Source organism: Catenuloplanes japonicus (genome assembly GCF_000717135.1).
In the GTDB taxonomy this organism is placed as follows: domain Bacteria; phylum Actinomycetota; class Actinomycetes; order Mycobacteriales; family Micromonosporaceae; genus Catenuloplanes; species Catenuloplanes japonicus.
This window is the reverse complement of sequence record NZ_JNXY01000016.1, coordinates 169,842-189,291: the sequence shown is the minus strand read 5'-3', so window position 1 is coordinate 189,291 and position 19,450 is coordinate 169,842. Positions and strand designations below refer to the sequence as shown.

The window sequence follows — 19,450 nt, the reverse complement described above, 5'->3', positions numbered from 1 at the left end:
CGGGCGAGATACCGCATAATTCGGAGCCGGGAGCCGGGAGCCGGGAGCCGGGAGCCGGGAGCCGGGAGCCGGGAGCCGGGAGCCGGGAGCCGGGAGCCGGGAGCCGGGGGATGAGTGACAACCGGCCCCCGCCGCGAGTGCGACGAGGGCCGGGAGTTGACTGACGGGTCAGGCGGCGGCGACGGCCACCGTCTGGATGTTGATGTCGTTCTTCGGGTGGCCGCCGCCGGGGTTCGGGTCGAACGCGCCGTCGTGGCCCGCCTCGGTCGCCTTCTTCAGCACCTCGAGGCCGGCCGGCGTCACCTTGCCGATGATCGTGTAGTCCGGGGACAGTTCCACGTCCTCGTAGATGAAGAAGAACTGGCTGCCGTTCGTGCCGTCCTGGCCGCTGTTGGCCAGCGCCACCACGCCCGCCGGGTACGCAGGCAGGTCCGTCGTCGGCAGGTACTCGTTGCTGTACCGGTACGCCGGGCCGCCGGTGCCGTCCGTCTCGCGGTAGCCGTCACCCTTGGCGCTCGGGTCGCCGCACTGCAGCATGCCCGGGAACATCCGGTGGCACTTGGTGCCGTCGAAGAACTGCTTGCCGGCCAGGAACGTGAACGACTCGATCGCACACGGCGACTTCGTCTTGTCCATCGTGACGTCGACCGCGCCGAAGTTCGTCGTGACGGTCATGACCGACTTGCCGACGTTGGACGCGCTGGCCGGCGGCATGCCCACGTCGACCGTGGTGCCCTGCCCCTGGTCCGGCGCGGCGGTCCAGTTGCAGACCGTGGTGTCGGCGACCGGGGCCGCGGTGGTGTCCGAGTCGTCGTCACGCAGGACGGTGACCGCGATCGCCACGCCGGCCGCCACGATCAGGACCGCCGCGGTCGCGGAGACCGCGATCCACGTGTTCTTGCGCTTGCGGGCGGCGGCCTCCCTGCGTGCGGCCATGTCCCGCTCGAGGCGGGCCCGTGCTGCGGCGCGCTGCTGCCGCTCCTTGATGGACGACACGGTCTTCCTCCTGGTGAAAAGTGCTGGCAGCGGGAATAAAGGTCAGAGTAGGTCAGGAAGCTGTGGATGCCGAGGAGACAGGCGCGGCGGGTGCGGCGGTGGCGCCGACCTCGCCGACCGTCAGCGACGTGATGAGCACGTCGGACTTCGGCACCACGGTCTTGCCGGCGTCGTTGGCGACGGTCTCCATCGCGCCGATCTCCTGGACCGTCTCCAGGCCGGTCGCGACGGACCCGATGATCGGGTACGCCGGCGTCGCCGGGTTGAAGTCCTTGAAGAAGATGAGGAACTGGCTGCCGTTGCTGCCCGGGGTGGGCGAGGTCAGCGCGATCGTGCCGGCCGGGTACGCCGGAGGGACGTCGCCCGACGGCGGCGCCGAGGGGTTCGTCGCGGCCGGGATGTTCTCGTCCCAGTACGTGTACGTCGGCCCGCCCAGCCCGTCACCGGTGATGTCGCCGCAGTGCAGCGCACCCTCCTCGGTGATCTCCGTGCACTTCGTGTTGTCGAAGTAGTTGCGGCCCGCCAGGTACGTGAAGCTGGCCACGGAGCAGGGCGCGTCCGTGATGTTCAGCGAGGCGGTGACCGGCGCGAGCGCGTTGAACGTCAGCGTCGCCGGCCGGGTGCCCTCGGACGGGATGTTCTCCGTCGACGGCTGGCCCACGTCCTTGCTGGAGTCGGCCGCAGACTGGCTGGTCCAGGCGCAGGACTCGCCGCTCGCCTCGGTCGTGTCCGGCTTGGAGTCGAAGACGCCCAGGCCCCACATCGTCAGGCCCGCGGCGACCACCAGCACGAGGCCGATGGCGGTGGCCGCTCCGACCTGGCGCCTGCGGCGCTCCCTGGCCGCCCGACGCGCCATCTGCCGATCGAGCTTCGCGCGCGCGAGCTTGCGCTGCCGAGACTTGCTGGAAGCCACGAGTCCTATCTCCCTGTCACAGTCCGCCGGGGCTGGTCGCACTCACAGTGCGGCACGCCACACGAGGGCGTAGTGTACGGCCAACCGCTGTGAAAGTGACGCCCAGGTAGCGCCGACACGCCATCAAAGATCATCGACGTGACCCGCGCCGCGCTCCTTTTCGATTGCGGCCACCGATAAGCTGACCTCGAAGACCCGGAAAGACCTTGGAGGGTTACGTGCTTGTCGACGGCTTTGCGGCCGAGGCCTTCGGGACCAACTGCTACGTGGTGGCCACCGCGCCCGGCGAGCAGTGCGTGGTCGTGGACCCGGGCATCGGCGTCGTCGACCGGCTGGAGGAACTGCTGGCCAAGCATCGCCTGCAGCCCGCGGCCGTGCTGCTCACCCACGGGCACCTGGATCACGTGTTCTCGGTGACGCCGGTCTGCGGCGCGCGCGGCATCCCGGCCTACGTGCACCCGGCCGACCGCGAGATGCTGGCCGACCCGGCCAAGGGCCTGTCGATGGACTACCGGGCGCTGTTCGGCGGCCGCCTGGAATACGCCGAGCCGGACGACGTCGTGCCGATGATGGACGGCACCGTGCTGAGCCTGATCGGCCTGGAGATCGCGGTCGACCACGCACCGGGCCATACCGGCGGGTCGGTGCTGTTCCGGCTCCCCGGCGCGCAGGACGAGGAGATCTGCTTCTCCGGGGATGTGCTCTTCGCGGGCTCGATCGGACGCACCGACCTGCCGGGCGGCAGCATGGATTCCATGCTGACCAGCCTGCGGGAGAAGGTTCTCCCGCTCGCCGACGACACCGTCGTCCTGCCCGGCCACGGCCCTGCCACCACCATCGGGCGCGAGCGCGCCACCAACCCTTACCTTCGCGAACTCGGCTCGGAAGCGCCGTCCCGCGGTCTGTAGTAAGGGCCAGAGTCGTAAGCCCGGCTGCCGCCCCGACCACCCGCCCCTATGTGGAAGAAAGCTGACTTTCTTGAGCAAGCCCACGCCCCTGTCCGGGTTCCCGGAGTGGCTGCCTCAGCAGCGCCTCATCGAGCAGGAGATCCTCGGTCGCGTCCGGCGCACGTTCGAGCTCTACGGCTTCGCGCCGCTGGAGACGCGCGCGGTGGAGCCGCTGGACCAGTTGCTGCGCAAGGGGGAGACCTCGAAGGAGGTCTACGTCCTGCGCCGGCTGCAGGCGGACGAGAACGACACGTCCGACGCGGCCCTCGGTCTGCACTTCGACCTGACCGTACCCTTTGCGCGGTTTGTCCTTGAGAACGCGGGCAAGCTGCAGTTCCCGTTCCGTCGCTACCAGATCCAGAAGGTGTGGCGGGGGGAGCGGCCGCAGGAGGGCCGCTACCGCGAGTTCTACCAGGCGGACATCGACATCGTGGACCGGGACACGCTGCCCGCGCACTACGAGGCCGAGATCCCGCTGGTGATCGGCGACGCGCTGTCCGGGCTGCCGATCCCGCGGGTGACCGTGCAGGTGAACAACCGCAAGGTGCTGGAGGGCTTCTACCGCGGCCTCGGCATCGACAGCACCGAGGACGTGCTGCGCCAGGTCGACAAGCTCGACAAGATCGGCCCGGCCAAGGTCGTGGAACTGCTGAAGAATCAGGGTCTGTCCGAGGCACAGGCGACGCAGGTGCTCAAGCTCGCCGAGATCAAGGCCGCGGACAGCAGCTTCGCCGACCAGGTCAAGCAGCTCGGAGTCAGCGACCCGCTGCTCGACGAAGGGCTGGAGGAGCTGGTCCGGGTGGTCGACACCGCGGTCGCGGAGAAGCCCGGCCTGATCGTCGCGGACCTGCGGATCGCGCGCGGCCTCGACTACTACACCGGCACGGTCTACGAGACGCTGCTGGAGGGCTACGAGCGGTTCGGCTCGATCAGCTCCGGCGGCCGGTACGACAACCTGGCCACGGCCGGGAAGGACGTCTTCCCCGGCGTCGGCATCTCGATCGGTGTCACCCGGCTGCTCGCCATCCTGTTCGGCCGCGACGCGCTCACCGCGTCGAGGTCCGTGCCGACGTGCGTGCTGGTCGCGGTGAACAGCGAGGAGGAGCGCCCGCGCAGTGTGGCGGCCGCGGCCGCGCTGCGCCGCAACGGAATCCCGACCGAGGTGGCGCCGAGCGCGGCGAAGTTCGGCAAGCAGATCCGCTACGCCGAGCGCCGCGGCATCCCCTACGTCTGGTTCCCCGGCGAGTCCGGCTCGGTCAAGGACATCCGTTCCGGCGAGCAGGTCGACGCGGACGCGGCCACCTGGGCGCCGCCGCAGGAGGATCTGCGGCCGATCGTCTCCGGCACCGCCTGATAACGCGCACCGGCGGCGCGGCAGAGAAAGATCTGCCGCGCCGTTACTCTTCGTGCACAACTTCTCACAACCGGGAATCGTCCCTTGTGAGGTGTCCTTAATCGCCTAGACATCCAGGTTCATAGATCTGTGAAATCCGGCGCCCCTAGCTTCCTCTGCACCCACACCCGGCAGAGAGGGCAGTCGGATGTCACGAGGTCTGCGAGGTTCGTTGGTCGCGGTCGGCTTGGTCGCCGCGCTCACCACCACCGGGTGCGTCGGTAGCGCCCCGTCCGAGGCCGGTGCGAGCGGGGACACGATCAAGGTCGGCGTGCTCCACTCGCTCAGCGGCACCATGGCGATCAGCGAGGTCACGGTCCGGGACGCGGAGCTGCTCGCCATCGAGGAGATCAACGCCAAGGGCGGCGTGCTGGGCAAGAAGCTGGAGCCGGTCGTCGAGGACGGCGCCTCCGACTGGCCCACGTTCGCCGAGAAGGCACAGAAGCTGATAAGTCAGGACAAGGTCGCCACGGTGTTCGGCGGGTGGACGTCCGCCAGCCGCAAGGCCATGCTCCCGGTCTTCGAGCGCAACAAGGCGCTGCTCTGGTACCCCGTGCAGTACGAGGGCCTGGAGAGCTCGCCGTACATCTTCTACACCGGCGCCACCACGAACCAGCAGATCGTGCCCGGACTGGACTATCTCAAGGAACAGGGCAAGAAGTCGGTCTTCCTGGTCGGCAGCGATTACGTCTTCCCCCGTACCGCGAACAAGATCATCAAGGCTTATGCGGCCGCGAACGGCATGGAGATCGTCGGCGAGGAGTACACGCCGCTCGGCCACACCGAGTACTCCACCGTGGTCAACAAGCTGCAGCAGGCCAAGCCGGACGCGGTCTTCAACACGCTGAACGGCGACTCCAACGTGGCGTTCTTCAAGTCGCTGCGCGGCGCCGGCATCACCGCGGAGACCATGCCCACGGTCAGCGTGAGCGTGGCCGAGGAGGAGGTCGCCGGCATCGGCCCGGACAACATCGCCGGCCACCTGGTCGCCTGGAACTACTACCAGACCACCACCGGCGCGACCAACGACGCGTTCGTGGCCGCGTTCAAGGCCACGTACGGCGCGAACAAGGTCACCTCCGACCCGATGGAGGCCGGCTACAACGCGGTCAAGCTCTGGGCGGCCGCGGCAGAGAAGGCCGGCACGGTCGAGGTAGAGCCGGTCAAGGCCGCGGCCAAGGGCATCGCGCTGGACCTGCCCGAGGGCACGGTCACGATCGACGGCGAGAACCAGCACGTGTTCAAGACCGCGCGGATCGGCCTGGTGCAGCCGGACGGCCAGATCAAGGAGGTGTGGAGCTCCGGGGCGCCGATCAAACCGGACCCGTACCTGAAGGGCTACGACTGGGCCGCGGGGCTGAGCTGATGGCCGTCCTGAACCAGCTCTTCATCGGCGCCAGCATGGGCGCGGTGCTGCTGCTGATCGCGCTCGGGCTGACGTTCACGTTCGGCCAGATGGGCGTGATCAACATGGCCCACGGGGAGTTCCTGCTCGTGGGCGCGTACACGGCGTACCTGCTGCAGAACGTGGTCCTGGCGCTGCCCGTGGCGTTCGCCGTCGCGGGCGCGCTCGGGCTCGTGCTGGAACGGCTGCTGATCCGCCGCTTCTACGGCCGGCCGCTGGACACGCTGCTGCTCACGTTCGGCGTGAGCCTGATCCTGCAGCAGCTGGCCCGCGACATCTTCGGCGCGCCCAACGTCGGCGTCACCGCGCCGGCCTGGCTCACCGGCGGGATCGGCGGCTTCCCGTACAGCCGGATCTTCATTCTGGTCCTGGCCCTGGCCTGTGTGGCCGCGATCTCGCTCTACCTGACCCGGATGAAGCAGGGCCGCCGGATGCGCGCGGTCATGCAGAACCGGCAGCTCGCGGCCGTCAGCGGCGTCGCCACCGAACGCGTCGACCAGCTCACGTTCCTGATCGGCTCCGGGCTCGCGGGCGTGGCCGGCGTGGCGCTCACGCTGATCGGGCCGGTCGGGCCGTCGCTCGGCACCTACTACATCGTGGACGCGTTCCTGATCGTGGTCGCGGGCGGCCTCGGCCAGCTGCGCGGCGCCGTGATCGCCGCGTTCGTGCTGGGCGTGCTCAACAGTTTCGTCGAGTTCTGGACCGACGCCAGCCTCGCCAAGGTGGTGGTCTTCGCCGTGATCGTCGCCTTCCTGCAACTCCGGCCACAGGGCCTCTTCGTGCTGCGCAGCCGGGCCCTGACATGACACATTCAAAATCATTCGTGGGTACGACAACGAGCTTCTTCCTGTTGGCCGGGTTGCTGCTGCTGGCCGCGCCGGCGCTGCTCCCGGCGTTCCGGCTGGAGCTGCTGGCCAAGTGGCTCTGCTACGCGATCGTCGCGGTCGGCATCCACCTGGCCTGGGGCCGCGGCGGCATGCTCACGCTCGGCCAGGGCGTCTTCTTCGGCCTCGGCGGCTACGCCATGGGCATGCACCTCAAGCTCACCGACGCCGGGCCGGGACAGCTGCCCGACTTCATGGTGTGGAGCGGCGTGGAGACGCTGCCCGCGCTCTGGGCACCGTTCCGCAATCCCGCGTTCGCGCTGGCCATGGTGGTCGTGCTGCCCACCGTGGTCGCGATCCTGCTCGGCACGTTGGTGTTCCGGCAGCGGGTGCGCGGCGCGTACTTCGCGGTGCTCTCCCAGGCGCTCGCGGCCGCGTTCGTGATCCTGCTCGTCGGCCAGCAGGGCCTGACCGGCGGCACCAACGGACTCACCAACGTGCAGTTCTTCTTCGGCCTCGACCTCTACGACCCCGCGCAGAAGCGGATCGTCTACTACCTGGTCGTCGGCGCGCTCGGCCTGGTCTTCCTGGCCGCCTGGCAGCTGTCCCGCAGCCGCCTCGGCCGGCTGCTGGTCGCGATCCGGGACGGCGAGGACCGGGTGCGATTCCTCGGCTACGACCCGGCCGTGGTCAAGACCGTGGTCTACGCGGTGTCGGCCGCGACGGCCGGGATCGCGGGCGCGCTGTTCGTGCCGGTCGTCGGCATCCTCGGCCCGGCCGACCTGGGCGTGGTGCCGTCGCTGGAGATGCTGGTGGCGGTCGCGATCGGCGGGCGGTTCTCGCTCGGCGGCGCGATCGGGGGCGCGGTGCTCTACAACTACGCCAGCACCGGGCTGAGCGAGACGTTCCCGTCGGGGTGGACGTACCTGCAGGGGGCGATGTTCATCGCGGTCATGCTGTGGGCGCCGCGCGGGCTGGCCGGGCTGTTCTCGTCGGGGTGGTCGTGGATCGGCGGGTTCCGCGAGCGACGGTTCCCGGGCTCGGGCGGGCTTTCATCCACACCGGCGTCCCTGCCGGAGCCGAAGGCCGCGTCTGCATCGGCACCCGCGCAGGCGACCTCGTCCACGACCTCATCCGCGTCGGAGCCGGCGCCTGCGTCCGGACCGGCGCCCTCGTCGGCTCGCGGGGAGGTGCCGGCGTGAGCGGGCAACTGGAGGTGCGGGGGCTGCGCGTCGTCTTCGACGGGTTCCAGGCGATCACCGACCTGGACTTCACGGTCCAGCCCGGGGAGCTGCGGTTCCTCATCGGGCCGAACGGGGCCGGCAAGACCACGCTGATCGACGTGGTCACCGGCCGCACGAAGCCCGCCTCCGGGTCCGTGCGGTTCAACGGGACCGAGCTGGTCGGCCGCCGTGAGCACGCGATCGTGCGGCTCGGCGTCGGGCGTACCTTCCAGACCTCGGTCGTCTTCGAGGAACTGAGCGTGCTGGAGAACCTGGACCTCGCCGCGTCCTTCCGGCGCGGCCTCCCGGCGTTGCTGCGGGCCCGGCGCGGCGTGTCCGGCGTGGTCGCGGCCGTGCTGGACACGACCGGCCTGAACGCGCTGGCGGACCGGCCGGCCGGCGTGCTCTCGCACGGTCAGCGGCAGTGGCTGGAGATCGGCATGCTGCTGGTCCAGCGGCCGAGCCTGCTGCTGCTCGACGAGCCGGTGGCCGGCATGAGCCGCGGCGAACGGGAACGCACCGGACACCTGCTCCAGGCGGTCGCGAAGGACCACACGGTGGTGGTGATCGAGCACGACATGGAGTTCCTGCGCAGGTTCGCCAGCCAGGTGACGGTGCTGCACGAGGGCCGGCTGCTGTGCGAGGGGACGGTGGGCGAGGTGCAGGCCGACCCGCGTGTGCAGGAGGTCTACCTGGGGCGTTCCTCCTCGAAGAAGGAGCCGGTCGTATGACGCTGGTGGTGGAGGGGCTCGACGTGGCGTACGGCCGCGCGCAGGTGCTCTTCGGTGTTGACCTTCAGGCCCCGGGCGGTGAGCTGACCTGCGTGATGGGCCGCAACGGTGTCGGCAAGTCCACGCTGCTCAAGGCCATCATGGGGGTGCTGCCCGCGCGCGCCGGCACGATCACGTTCGAAGGGGCGGAGATCGGCCACCTCAAGACCCACGAGAGGGTACGGCTCGGCCTGGGCTACGTGCCGCAGGGCCACGAGACGTTCCCGCAGCTGACCGTGGCCGAGAACCTGCAGGTCACGCTGGAGGCGGCGCCGGGTGGTGACCGGGCCGCGCTGGACGAGGCACTCGATCTGTTCCCCGCGCTGCGAGGGCTGCTCAAGCGGAGGGCCGGGTTTCTCTCCGGCGGGCAGCAACAGCAGCTCGCGATGGCGCGGGCACTGGTGACCCGGCCTCGGATGCTGCTGCTCGACGAGCCGACGGAGGGCATTCAGCCGTCGATCATCGTGGAGATCGAGGAGGCGATCGCGCGGCTGCACAGCGAGGCCGGGCTCGCGATTCTGCTCGTCGAGCAGTACCTCGACACGGCGCTTCGCCTGGCGGACCGCTTCGTCGTCCTCGATGCCGGCGAGGTGGTGCGGGCCGGGCCTCGTGCCGGACTTCAGGATGAGTCTCTGCACGCCCTCCTTTCCGTGTGACCGACGTCGTCATCGTGCGTCCGTGCCGGGATGCGGCTCGCGCGGTGGCGGACCGTCACGCCCGATGTTCTGGCTTGCCCGGCTCTCGTACGGTCTCGCCGCTGACGAGGCACTCCAACAGCGCGGGTTGTCAGGGGCTTGCTCGGCGCGTGGCCGTCTTGTCGAGGGGCTGGCCAGCCCGGTACGCGGCCGTCTTGCGATGGATCGGTCGGCCTGGCACACGGCCGTCTCGCGATGGATCGGTCGGCCTGGCACGCGGCCGTCTTGCGACGGATCGGTCGGCCTGGCACGCGGCCCTCATGTCAGGAGCCGGTCTGCCCGGCATGCGGTCATCGGGCGCTGCCGCGCCCGAAATTTCATGTTATAAGTCGCGTTGGGTGATCTACCTGCTGTTTTGGGTAGCAGGTCGGGCGCTCTTGTGCTTGCGCATAAAGAACAAAGGGCGCCATCTTCGGCGGGCGCCAGGGTGGGTCAAGATCCTTGCATACGCCACCGCTGTTATTCGGGCCGAATAACAGCGGTGGCGTATGCAAGGATCTTGGATCCCGAAAAATGGAATGACCCTCTCGTATTTTGGAATAGGAGAGCGGCTGAGAAAGGTCGCCCGGCCTCATGTAAAGCAGCCCAGGTCGTCTATGTAGTGAAATTTCGGGCGCGAAGCGCCCGGCTGTCGCGAGGCGCAGGCGGGAGGCGCTGTCGGGAGACGCGGGCGGGAGGCGCAGGCGGGAGGCGCAGGCGGAGACGGGGCGGGAGGCCGGGGTGCGGGTGAGGGCGTGGGCGGCCGCGGGGCCGCGGCTCGCCCGGACCACGGCGGGACCGGCTCCGATGCGGCGTGCGGAGCGCAGGCGGAGCCCGCCGCGAGGTTTGCCCGCGGGAGCAAACGGGCCGGACCACGCCGGGAGCGGGACGATGAATTGGATCTTGGTTTTGATCTGGCCGAGGCCCTGCCCGCGCGCCGGGACCCTCATCCAGGCCCGCCGATCGTGCTTCGGCGAGTACCAGCCGGGTGATCAGGTCCGGGTGCGCGGCGGCGCGTGGCAAGGGGGAAGGGGCCCCGCCGGATCGGCGAGGCCCTGAGGTGATCAGTAGGTGAAGCGGGAGACGGTGGTCTGGAGCTGGGTGGACATGCGGGAGAGCTCGGCGGCGGAGCGCTGGGCGTCGGCGACGGACTCGGCGGTGATGCGGGCGTTCTCGGCGACGTTGTCGATGCTGGCGCTGATCTGGCCGGTGGCGCTGGCGGCCTCGGCGACGTTGCGGTTCATCTCGGCGGTCGTGGCGGACTGTTCCTCGACGGCGGAGGCGATGGTGGTGGTGTAGTCGTTGATGCGGCCGATGACCTCGGCGATCTCCTGGATGGCGGTGACGGCCTGGTTGCTGTCGGCCTGGATGGCCTCGACGCGGCGGGAGATGTCCTCGGTGGCGCGGGCGGTCTCCTGGGCCAGATCCTTGACCTCGGTGGCGACGACGGCGAAGCCCTTGCCGGCCTCGCCGGCGCGGGCGGCCTCGATGGTGGCGTTGAGGGCCAGGAGGTTGGTCTGTTCGGCGATCGCGGTGATGACCTTGATGACGTCGCCGATCTGGCGGGACGACTCGCCGAGGGTGGCGATGGTCTGGTTCGTGGTCTCGGCGACGGCGACGGCCTGGCCGGCGACCTCGGCGGCGTTGTTGGCGCTCTGGGCGATCTCGCCGATGGCGGCGCCCATCTCCTCGGAGCCGGCGGCGACCGTGGTCACGCCCTGGGAGACCTCCTCGGAGGCGGCGGAGACGACCTTGGCCTGGGTGGAGGCCTCTTCCGCGTTCTTGGCGATCTGGTTCGCGATGACCGACGTCTCCTCGGCGGCGGCGGCCAGGCTGTGGGAGGCGGAGCCGACGGACGCGACCACCTCGCGGGTCTGGCGCAGCGCGCGGGTGAGCGCCTCGGCCATCTGGCCGACCTCGTCGCGGCCGTCGACCTCGGGCTCGACGGTCAGGTCGCCGTCGGCCATGTGGGTCAGTGAGCGCTTCACGCGCGCCAGCGGGCCGACGATCTGCCGGGCGACCCAGATGCCGAGCGCCAGCGCGAGCAGGATGCCGACGATGCCCACGATGAGCAGCGTGCGCTTGCCGGTGGCCGCGGTGGCGGCGCCGTCGTGCGCGCGGGACTTGGCCTGCTCGGCCTCGGCCAGGTTCTCCGCCTCGATCGCGTCGCTGGCGTCGGTCATCAACGGCAGCAGCTGGGTCCGGTACTCGGTGAAGAACTGGGCGGTCTGGCCGCGGTCCGCCAGCGGGATGAGCGTGCCGGTCGCGATGTCCTGGAGCTTCTGGAAGTCTGCCTCGAACGAGGGCATCGCGTCCGGGTCGACCGCGGCCGGCTCGTAGGCGGTCACGCCGTTGCCGATCTTCGTGACCCGGTCGCTGATCTCGGTCAGCAGCTTCGCCCGGGTCTCGGCGTTCGCGCCGCCGTACTCCAGGACGCGGGCGCGCCAGGCCTGGAAGTCGCGCTGCAGCGTGGACAGCGTGGTGAGCGGCTGCACGTTGTCCGCGTAGAGCGTCTGAGCCTTGTCCGAGACGGAGTCGAGCTGCACGAAGCCGGTGACGCCGATCGCCCCGGCGGCGATCGCGGCGACGGCGACGGCGGAGAGGATCTTCCCGTTCACGCCCCGGTCGGTGAACCAGCGTGCCGGGCCGCCGCGCCGTGCGGCCGAGGGGGCCTCAGTGCTCATCTGTCATCTCCCGTATCGGAACCGACTACACCCGTGCAATCGACCGCTGACAGAGTCGCCTTATGGTTTTGGGTCGTTTCCGGGTGCTTTTTCGGTGCAACCGGGCCTACGGGCGGGCCGTGCCGAGCACCGGCGTGGTGTGGATCAGCTCTTCGAGCGCCTCGGCCGGCATCGGGCGCGCGTAGTGGTAGCCCTGGCCGGTCCGGCAGCCGAGCAGCGTCAGCTCGGTGGCCTGCGCGGCCGTCTCGACGCCCTCGGCCACGGTGTCCAGGTGCAGGATCTGGCTGAGCCGGATCACGGCCTCCGCGACCGCGGAGCCCTCGGCCTCGCCGTTCAGCTCGGAGACGAAGCAGCGGTCCAGCTTGAGGATGTCCACCGGCAGCCGGGTCAGGTAGCGCAGCGACGAGTATCCGGTGCCGAAGTCGTCCAGCGCGATCCGGATGCCGAGCCCGCGCAGCGCCTCCAGCCGGGCCACCCGCGAGTTGTCGTCGACCAGCGCGTTCTCGGTCAGCTCCAGCACCAGGTCGCGCGGGCTCAGGCCGGTGCGCTCCAGCACGTCGGCGACGCGCTCCACCAGGTCCGGCTGGGCCAGCTGGCGCGGTGAGACGTTGACGCTGGCGCGCAGGTGCTGCCGTCCGGGCAGCCGCTGCCACGCGGCGACCTGCCGGCACGCCTCCTCCAGCACGTAGAGGCCGATCTTCTCGATCGCGCCGGTCTGCTCGGCCAGCGGGATGAACCGATCCGGCGAGACCAGGCCGCGCTCCGGGTGCTGCCAGCGGACCAGCGCCTCGACCGAGGTCACCTCGCCGGTCTCCAGGGCCACGATCGGCTGGTAGAAGACGCGCAGCTGGCCGGAGCCGACCGCGCCGCCGAGCTCCTCCGCGAGCGCGTTCTCGGCCGCGGCCAGGTCCTCGAAGCCCTCGGTGTAGAGCTCGAAGCGGCGGCCGCCCCGGCGTTTTGCCTGGTACATGGCCATGTCGGCGCGGTGTCGTACCACGTTGGCGGGGTCGGTGGGGGTGGTCAGCGAGATGCCGATGCTGGCGCCGAGCCGGGCCGGCACGCCGTCGATCATGAGGTCCCGGGCGATCGCGTCCAGGATGCGGCGCGCGACCACGGCCGCCTGATCCGCGTCGCCGACCTTGTGCAGCACCACCGCGAACTCGTCGCCGCCGAGCCGCCCGGCCGTGTCCGACTGCCGCACGCACTGCCGCAGTACGTCCGAGAACGCGCAGAGCAGCGCATCGCCGGTCTCGTGGCCGCGCACGTCGTTGATCTGCTTGAACCCGTCCAGGTCGATGATCAGCATGGCGGAGACCTCGCCGTGCGTGGCGGCCCGGCGCACGGCCGTGTCCAGGCTGCTGCGCAGGCGCACGCGGTTCGCCAGGCCGGTCAGCGCGTCGCTGACCACCAGCTCGTGGTTCTCCCGCATGGCGATGATCTGCCGGGCCGCGACCGCGCCGGTCATCACGATCACGCCGGCCACCAGCCCGCCCCAGGGGTAGAGGCGGCCGTCCTCGGCCGTGGCGGCGAGCAGCAGCGCGTACCCGATGGAGAGTGCCAGGTAGGGCAGCTGCGTGGCGGCGCGCATCAGCCGGTCGCCGGTGGGCGGGCGGCCGTTCGTGGCACGGGCGACCTGCGCCGCGGCCGCGGTCGCCATCAGGAACACCCCGGTGATCATCAGGAGCGTGGGGACCTCGCGCCACCCGCTCGTGGTGACGTGGATCGAGTCGTTGACCGCGTCGTAGCACCAGTACAGGTCCGCGGCGAGGAACACGACCAGGCCGGCCAGCAGCGCGGTCGCGGGGTGCCACAGCGCGGTGACGCCGCTGCGCAGGAGCAGTGTGCACACGCCGAACAGCAGCGCCAGGTCGGTCAGCGGCAGGCCGATCCCGATCAGGCCGCGCCAGCCGATGCCGCCGGTGGCCAGCATCGGGCCGATCAGGAAGTACCACATCAGCATGAAGCCGCCGCCGACCACGGTGGTGACGTCCGCGGCGAACTTCAGCCGCTCCCGCCCGGACAGCGGCCGCATCGGGAACGACAGCACGCCGGCCAGCATCAGCGGCGCCCACAGCATCCGGCAGATCTGGGCGACGGCCGGAGCCCAGGACGGCGCCACGCCGACCGCGTACAGCGCCTCGAACCCGATCGACGGGACGGCCAGCACCGTCCAGGCCGCGGCCATCCACCGCCAGGCGCGGCGGGACGGCTGCGGGGCGCGGGCGACCGCGAGCCAGCTGCACACGGCGGCCAGCAGCACGCCGAGCACCATGCCGACGCGGAACAGCACGCCGGGCTCGGTGAGATGGCCGAGCGCGTGCCGGGTCATCACCGTCACCCAGGCCAGCGCGACGACCAGCAGCGGGATCATCGACAAGCCGGGCCGCAGGCGAAGGGCCATGTCGTCGCTCCTGGTAGGCGTGCCGGGGGTAGTGGCTGCCCTTTCGGCGCGGACCCGGCGCTGCTGAGGGATCAGGGGCGGTGCTGACGCACTGCTGAGGGAATGTTCCGGGCATACACTGCGGCGTGCCGATCACTGCCCCGCTGCGCATCGCGGTCTACCGCAATCTCTGGCTCGCGGTCCTGGTCAGCAACATCGGGCTGTGGATGCAGACGGTCGGCGCGCAGTGGCTGCTGGTCTCCGAGCCGAACGCGTCGACGCTGGTCGCGCTCGTGCAGACCGCCAGCCTGCTCCCGATCTTCCTGCTCGCGCTGCCGTCCGGCGCGCTCGCGGACAGCATGGACCGGCGGCGGCTGCTGCTGGCCGTGCAGACCGGGCTCGCGGTCGTCGGCGGCCTGCTCACGCTGCTCACCGCGCTCGGCGACCTCCACCCGGCGCTGCTGCTGACATTCACGTTCGCGCTCGGCGCCGGGCAGGCGCTCACGCTCCCGGCCGTGCAGGCGCTCATCCCGGACCTGGTCCCGCGCGACCAGCTGGTCTCCGCGTCCGCGCTCGGCTCGATCAGCATCAACGTGGCCCGCGCGGTCGGGCCCGCGGTGGCCGGCCTGCTGATCGCCCAGGCGGGCGCGGCCGTGGTGTTCGGCATCAACGCGCTGACGTTCGTGCTGTTCGCGGCCGTGCTCGCGGCCTGGCGTCCGGCAACGTCGAGCGCGCCCGCCACGCCGGAGCCGTTCGCGTCCGCGGTCCGGGCCGGCAGCCGGTACGTGCGCCACTCACCGGTGGTCCGCCGCATCCTGCTGCGCTCGGTGCTGTTCATCGCGCCCGGCAGCGCGCTGTGGGCGCTGCTCCCGCTGGTCGCGAGTCAGCGGCTCGGGTTCGGCTCCGGCGGGTACGGCCTGATGCTCGCCGTGCTCGGTGTCGGCGCGGTCGCGGGCGCGTTCCTGCTGGCCCCGATCCGCGGCCGGGTCTCCAACAACCAGATGCTGTTCGCGGCCGGCGTGCTCTACGCGGGCGTGCTGGCCGTGCTCGGCCTGGTGCGCGTCCCGGCGCTGGTGATGATCGCGTTGCTCCCGGCCGGTCTCGCCTGGGTCGCGGTGCTGTCGACGATCAACGCGTCCATGCAGCTGTTCCTGCCCGGCTGGGTGCGCGCCCGCGGCATGGCGATCTACCAGATCGTCATCTCCGGTGCCCAGGCGCTGCCCGCGCTCGCCTGGGGCCTGCTGGCGGACGCGGCGGGCCTGCCGGTCGCGCTCGCCACCGCGGCCGTGCTGATGCTGGCCGGCGCGCTCTCGCTGCGGTTCTGGGCGCTGATCGACACGCGGCACATGGACCGGCAGCCGGCCGTGTTCTGGCCGGAGCCGCACCTGACGCTGGAGCCGGACCTGCGCACCGGCCCGGTGCTGGTCACCGCGCGGTACCGGGTCGCGCCGGAGAACGAGGCCGCGTTCGTCGAGGCGATGCAGGGCGTGCGCCGGTCCGTGCAGCGCACCGGCGCGTACCGCTGGGGGCTGTTCCGGGACGGCGCCGCGCCCGGCACGTTCCTGGAGGTCTACCTGGTCGCGTCCTGGGCCGAGCACCTGCGCCAGCACGACGGGCGGCTGACCGGCGCGGACCGGGCCGCGGACGAGCGGGCCCGCGCGCTCGCGGACGGCCCGCCCGAGATCAGTCACCTGCTGGCGGCCACGCCCTCACAGCAGCTCCCGTAGCGGCGTCGCCGGGCGGCCGGTCAGCAGTTCCACGTCGCCGGTCACCTCGGCCAGTTCGCCGGCCGCGATCGCGGTGTAGGTCGACACCCACGCGTCCAGCTGCCAGTCCGGCGCGCCGTACCCGGCCCGCGAGGCGTAGGCCTCCTCGACCGTCTCGGGCAGGTAGGAGACCGTGCGCCCGGTCCGCTCCGAGACGATCGCGGCCACCTCGGTCAGCGTGAGCGCCTCCGGACCGGTCAGGCCGTAGACGTGGTTCTCGTGCCGGTCGGGCGCGCGCAGCACGGCCACGGCGCACGCGGCCACGTCGTCGCGCGCCACCGCGGCCACCCGTCCGTCGCCGGCCGGGCCGCGGATCACGCCGTCCGGACCGGCGAGCTCCGGCAGGAAGTCCGCGTAGAGGTTGTCCCGCAGCGCGGTGAAGGCCAGGCCGGACGCGCGCAGATGCTCCTCGGTGGCGTGGTGGTCGCGGGCCAGCGTGAACGTCGCGTCCGCGGAAGCGCCGAAGAACGAGACATAGACCAGATGGTGTACGCCCGCGGCGGCGGCCGCGTCGATGAACGCGCGATGCTGCGCGAGCCGGTCCGGCGCCTCCGCGGCGGAGACCATCAGCACGGTCCGCACGCCCCGCAGCGCCCGCTCGCACGCGTCCCGGTCGCCGTATCCGGCCGCGACCGCGGTGGCACCGGGCAGGGCCGGCGCGCGTCCGGGATCACGGACGACAAGCCGCAGGGGTACGCCGTGGGCGGACAGCCGCCGGGCCACCGTGCCGCCGATGTGGCCGGTCGCGCCGGTCACCGCAATCTCGATCATGCCTCGTATGGTGTCACTCTTCGGAGTCGTCGGAGTGCTCACGTCGTACCCGTGAATCGTCCTGGTTCGTGGGGTTTCGAGATTCTTCCCGAGGGCCGCGCAGCGGGTCGAAGAACGCGTCCTCGGCCGACTCCGGCGCGCCGCGGAACCAGGCCTGCGCGCTCGGCATGCTCACCAGCGCGGCGTAGATGATCGGCCAGCCCAGGCTCGGCATCCCCGCCAGCACGCCGTCGTTGACCATGCGTGCGCCGGCCAGGCCCACGCCGATCGCGCACAGCATCAGCAGGAGCACGCGACCCCAGCCGTGACCACGGAGAACGGCCCAGGCCAGCACGAGGTAGAGCACACCGTAGGGGACCAGCGCCCAGGATGGGAGCACGCTGCCCATCGCGTCGCCGGAGAGCCCGAACGCGAGAGTGAGGCCGCCGCCGGCGCAGAGCAGCACCGAGGTGGCCAGGACCGCGGCCGGTGGGAGACCGCGAGGCTGGACCATGGGCGGATCTAACCATGAGTATCGTTCGCGAATCGGTCGCCGCTCGGTCGCCCGGCCGCCGTTCATCCGAACGAGGCCCGCGCCGTCGCGCTCCGCGTAACGGGCGGTGACTGAGGATCATGGTTATCGGTTGTCATTCGCGCGCCGGTACGGTCCGGATCATGGGTTCGGAACGGGATCTCGCCATCGCCTCGGAGACCGCCGAGGCACACACCTACCGGGACGTGGCCGCCGGTGCGTCCGCGGCCACCGCCGCCCGGCTGGGACTGGCCGCCGCGACGATCGGCGGCGCGACCGTGATCTGCGCGCCCGGCGCCGAGCAGAGCTTCTGGACGCGCGCGGTCGGGCTCGGCGTCGACGGGCCGGTCACGGCGGACCTGGTCGGCGAGATGATCGCCTTCTTCCGCGCGCACGGCGTCGCCGAGACCGGGCTGCAGATCGCGCCGCCGCTGCTGCCACCGGACTGGGCGGAGATCTGCGCCCGGTTCGGGCTGACGCCGGGTGCGCCGAAGGTGAAGCTGGCCCGCGCGGCCGCGGTGGTGCCGCCGGCCGAGACCGCGCTGACGATCGCGCCGGTCACGGCCTCGTCGAAGGCCGAGGCGATGTACGTGCTGGCGCGCGGGCTGACCTTCGACGAGGACGATATAGCCGGGCTGATGAGTCACTTCGACGCGTGGGCCGCGCGGTCCGGCGACGCGATCGTGTCGACCGGGGTGCTGGCCGTCTCCGGGGAGCTGGCCATGATGTTCGGCGGGGCGACGCTGCCGGAGTACCGCGGGCGGGGCGGGCAGAGCGCGCTGCTGGCGCGCCGGTTGTCCGAGGCGGCGCAGCACGGGTGCACGCACGTGTTCGCGTCGACGTGGATCCCGCGGGAGGGGTCGCGGAATCCGTCGCTGGACAACATGCGGTCGGCGGGCTTCCACGTGCAGTACGAGCAGCAGAACTGGATGTGGCGGGCCTGACGTCTCGCTGCGTTCGTGCCGGGCGGCCTGTCGCGATCGGGTGGTGGGCCGCCTTTCTTCCGGGCGGGCGCTCCGCGCCCGAAATTTCGGTAAAAATGGCTTCGGGGCCGGTCGCAGCCTGACGCTTCGGTGGCGGCTGCGCCGCCCTCGCAGCTCAGTGGGCCGGAGCGACCGCGGTGCGGGGTGAGGTGCGGCGGAGCGCAAGGGCGAAGAGCGGGATCGCGACCAGCAGGTGCATCGCGCCGAGGGTCAGCCGGGTGGCGGTGGACATCTCGCCGGTCAGCGGGACGAACGAGACCAGCAGCAGGGCCGTGCCCACGATCGTCCAGATCAGCGTGGCACGGCGGGGGAGCAGGCGGCGCAGCAGCGCCAGGAAGCCCCAGCCGAGCAGCGCGAAGACCAGCGCGACGAGCGTGATGAAGCCGAGCGTCAGCTCGATGGTCTCGCCCTCGGGGGATGTGGCGGTGAGCGAGTGACCGCCGAGCCCGGCGACCACCAGCCAGAGCACCGCGGGCCCGAGCGCGGCCGCCGCCACTGCTATCAACGCTTTTTTCATGATTTTTCCTCCCGAGAGATGGCGCCATAGAGAAAGAGGTCGACTATTGCTGCAGCGGACGGCGGGCCGTCGCCGAACGCGGGCAGGTCACCGCGCTGGACGACGGTGAGCATGCCGAAGAACGCGGCCGCCAGCTCCGCGGCCGGGCGGCGCAGTGTCCCGCCCGCCGCCTCGGGCGCGAACAGGTCGGCCAGCACGGCGGACGTCTCCGCCATGACCTGCGCCCGGCCGCCCTGGGGCCGCGGCCGGCAGTCCGCATCGCCGCTGCGGCCCGCGCGGAAGCCCGTGGCATGCAGCGCGCCGGAGATCGTGCCGATGCGCTGCACGTAGGCGCTCAGCGCCTCGGCGGCCTCGACCAGGCGGTCCGCGAGCGGCTGGTCCAGGTCGATCGCCGCGATGTCGGCATGCACCGAGTCCGGCTGCAGTGCCTCGGCCACGCAGGCGTGGATCAGATCGTCCTTGTCGGCGAAGACGCGGAAGATGGTGCCCTCCGCGATCCCGGCCGCGCGGGCCACCTGTGCGGTGGTCACCTTCGCGCCGAACTCCGCGACCAGCGGCATGGTCGTTCTGATGATCATTTCGCGACGTTGCTCCGGGCTCATCGCCGGTGCGCGCCGCCGTTCACCGGGTGGCGTCATGCGGTCCAGCATATGAGTGAGTGCTCACTCATTCAAGAGGGCAAGAAAAAGCCGC

The 19,450-nt window shown here is 71.1% G+C and carries 17 protein-coding genes; 9 read left to right on the top strand and 8 right to left on the bottom strand.

Going from position 1 to position 19,450, the window contains the following annotated elements; translation table 11 throughout:
* Positions 1–168: 168 nt before the first annotated feature.
* Positions 169–996, bottom strand: a complete 828-nt coding sequence (locus tag OP04_RS22785; RefSeq protein WP_033341805.1) for a peptidylprolyl isomerase — start codon at positions 994–996, stop codon at positions 169–171.
* 52 nt (positions 997–1,048) lie between these two features.
* Positions 1,049–1,909: a peptidylprolyl isomerase gene (locus OP04_RS22780; protein ID WP_033341804.1), complete on the bottom strand. Its 861-nt coding sequence runs from the start codon at positions 1,907–1,909 to the stop codon at positions 1,049–1,051.
* A 218-nt stretch (positions 1,910–2,127) separates the two neighbouring features.
* Between OP04_RS22780 and OP04_RS22775 the strand changes: the two genes are divergently transcribed.
* The 7 genes from OP04_RS22775 (at position 2,128) to urtE (ending at position 9,127) form a co-directional block, all read left to right on the top strand.
* Positions 2,128–2,817 (top strand): MBL fold metallo-hydrolase, encoded by a 690-nt coding sequence (locus OP04_RS22775; RefSeq protein WP_033341946.1) that lies wholly within the window; start codon positions 2,128–2,130, stop codon positions 2,815–2,817.
* Positions 2,818–2,887: 70 nt separating this feature from the next.
* Complete coding sequence (gene hisS / locus OP04_RS22770; protein WP_033341803.1) at positions 2,888–4,210, top strand: histidine--tRNA ligase; 1,323 nt, start codon at positions 2,888–2,890, stop codon at positions 4,208–4,210.
* A 187-nt stretch (positions 4,211–4,397) separates the two neighbouring features.
* A complete protein-coding gene (gene urtA, locus OP04_RS22765; RefSeq protein ID WP_033341802.1) occupies positions 4,398–5,615 on the top strand; it encodes an urea ABC transporter substrate-binding protein in 1,218 nt (405 codons plus the stop codon).
* Positions 5,615–6,460 (top strand): urea ABC transporter permease subunit UrtB, encoded by an 846-nt coding sequence (gene urtB / locus OP04_RS22760; RefSeq protein WP_232323697.1) that lies wholly within the window; start codon positions 5,615–5,617, stop codon positions 6,458–6,460. Before urtA ends, urtB begins: the two co-directional genes overlap by 1 nt.
* Positions 6,461–6,477: 17 nt before the next feature.
* Positions 6,478–7,680, top strand: a complete 1,203-nt coding sequence (urtC, locus tag OP04_RS22755) for an urea ABC transporter permease subunit UrtC (protein WP_232323696.1) — start codon at positions 6,478–6,480, stop codon at positions 7,678–7,680.
* The gene (gene urtD, locus OP04_RS22750; protein ID WP_033341801.1) at positions 7,677–8,432 is read left to right on the top strand and encodes an urea ABC transporter ATP-binding protein UrtD; all 756 of its coding nucleotides are present in this window, start codon (positions 7,677–7,679) and stop codon (positions 8,430–8,432) included. The genes urtC and urtD overlap by 4 nt, the downstream gene beginning before the upstream one ends.
* On the top strand, positions 8,429–9,127 hold the full coding sequence (gene urtE, locus OP04_RS22745; protein ID WP_033341800.1) for an urea ABC transporter ATP-binding subunit UrtE: 699 nt from the start codon (positions 8,429–8,431) through the stop codon (positions 9,125–9,127). Before urtD ends, urtE begins: the two co-directional genes overlap by 4 nt.
* A gap of 1,082 nt (positions 9,128–10,209) precedes the next feature.
* Here urtE and OP04_RS22740 read toward each other — a convergent pair.
* Together OP04_RS22740 and OP04_RS49985 are read right to left on the bottom strand one after the other, a co-directional pair.
* Positions 10,210–11,829, bottom strand: coding sequence for a methyl-accepting chemotaxis protein (locus OP04_RS22740; protein ID WP_033341799.1), 1,620 nt, complete (start codon positions 11,827–11,829; stop codon positions 10,210–10,212).
* Between the two features lie 106 nt (positions 11,830–11,935).
* Entirely contained in the window at positions 11,936–14,230 is a 2,295-nt protein-coding gene (locus OP04_RS49985) for a putative bifunctional diguanylate cyclase/phosphodiesterase (protein WP_085066683.1), read from the bottom strand.
* Between the two features lie 125 nt (positions 14,231–14,355).
* Between OP04_RS49985 and OP04_RS22730 the strand changes: the two genes are divergently transcribed.
* A complete protein-coding gene (locus tag OP04_RS22730) occupies positions 14,356–15,936 on the top strand; it encodes an MFS transporter (RefSeq protein WP_232323695.1) in 1,581 nt (526 codons plus the stop codon).
* On the opposite strand, the gene OP04_RS22725 is transcribed toward OP04_RS22730, so the two are convergent.
* Positions 15,919–16,746 carry an SDR family oxidoreductase gene (locus OP04_RS22725; protein WP_033341797.1) on the bottom strand — a complete coding sequence of 276 codons (828 nt, stop codon included), beginning with the start codon at positions 16,744–16,746 and terminating at the stop codon, positions 15,919–15,921. The two genes, OP04_RS22730 and OP04_RS22725, sit on opposite strands and share 18 nt — an antisense overlap.
* A 13-nt stretch (positions 16,747–16,759) precedes the next feature.
* Positions 16,760–17,239 (bottom strand): hypothetical protein, encoded by a 480-nt coding sequence (locus tag OP04_RS22720; RefSeq protein ID WP_033341796.1) that lies wholly within the window; start codon positions 17,237–17,239, stop codon positions 16,760–16,762.
* A gap of 161 nt (positions 17,240–17,400) precedes the next feature.
* Here OP04_RS22720 and OP04_RS22715 point away from each other — a divergent pair, with 161 nt between their 5' ends.
* Positions 17,401–18,201 (top strand): GNAT family N-acetyltransferase, encoded by an 801-nt coding sequence (locus tag OP04_RS22715; protein ID WP_051798690.1) that lies wholly within the window; start codon positions 17,401–17,403, stop codon positions 18,199–18,201.
* 154 nt (positions 18,202–18,355) lie between these two features.
* On the opposite strand, the gene OP04_RS22710 is transcribed toward OP04_RS22715, so the two are convergent.
* Together OP04_RS22710 and OP04_RS22705 are read right to left on the bottom strand one after the other, a co-directional pair.
* Positions 18,356–18,757: a DUF6069 family protein gene (locus tag OP04_RS22710; RefSeq protein WP_063746663.1), complete on the bottom strand. Its 402-nt coding sequence runs from the start codon at positions 18,755–18,757 to the stop codon at positions 18,356–18,358.
* Positions 18,754–19,335, bottom strand: coding sequence for a TetR/AcrR family transcriptional regulator (locus OP04_RS22705; protein WP_198153937.1), 582 nt, complete (start codon positions 19,333–19,335; stop codon positions 18,754–18,756). The genes OP04_RS22710 and OP04_RS22705 overlap by 4 nt, the downstream gene beginning before the upstream one ends.
* Positions 19,336–19,450: the final 115 nt, after the last annotated feature.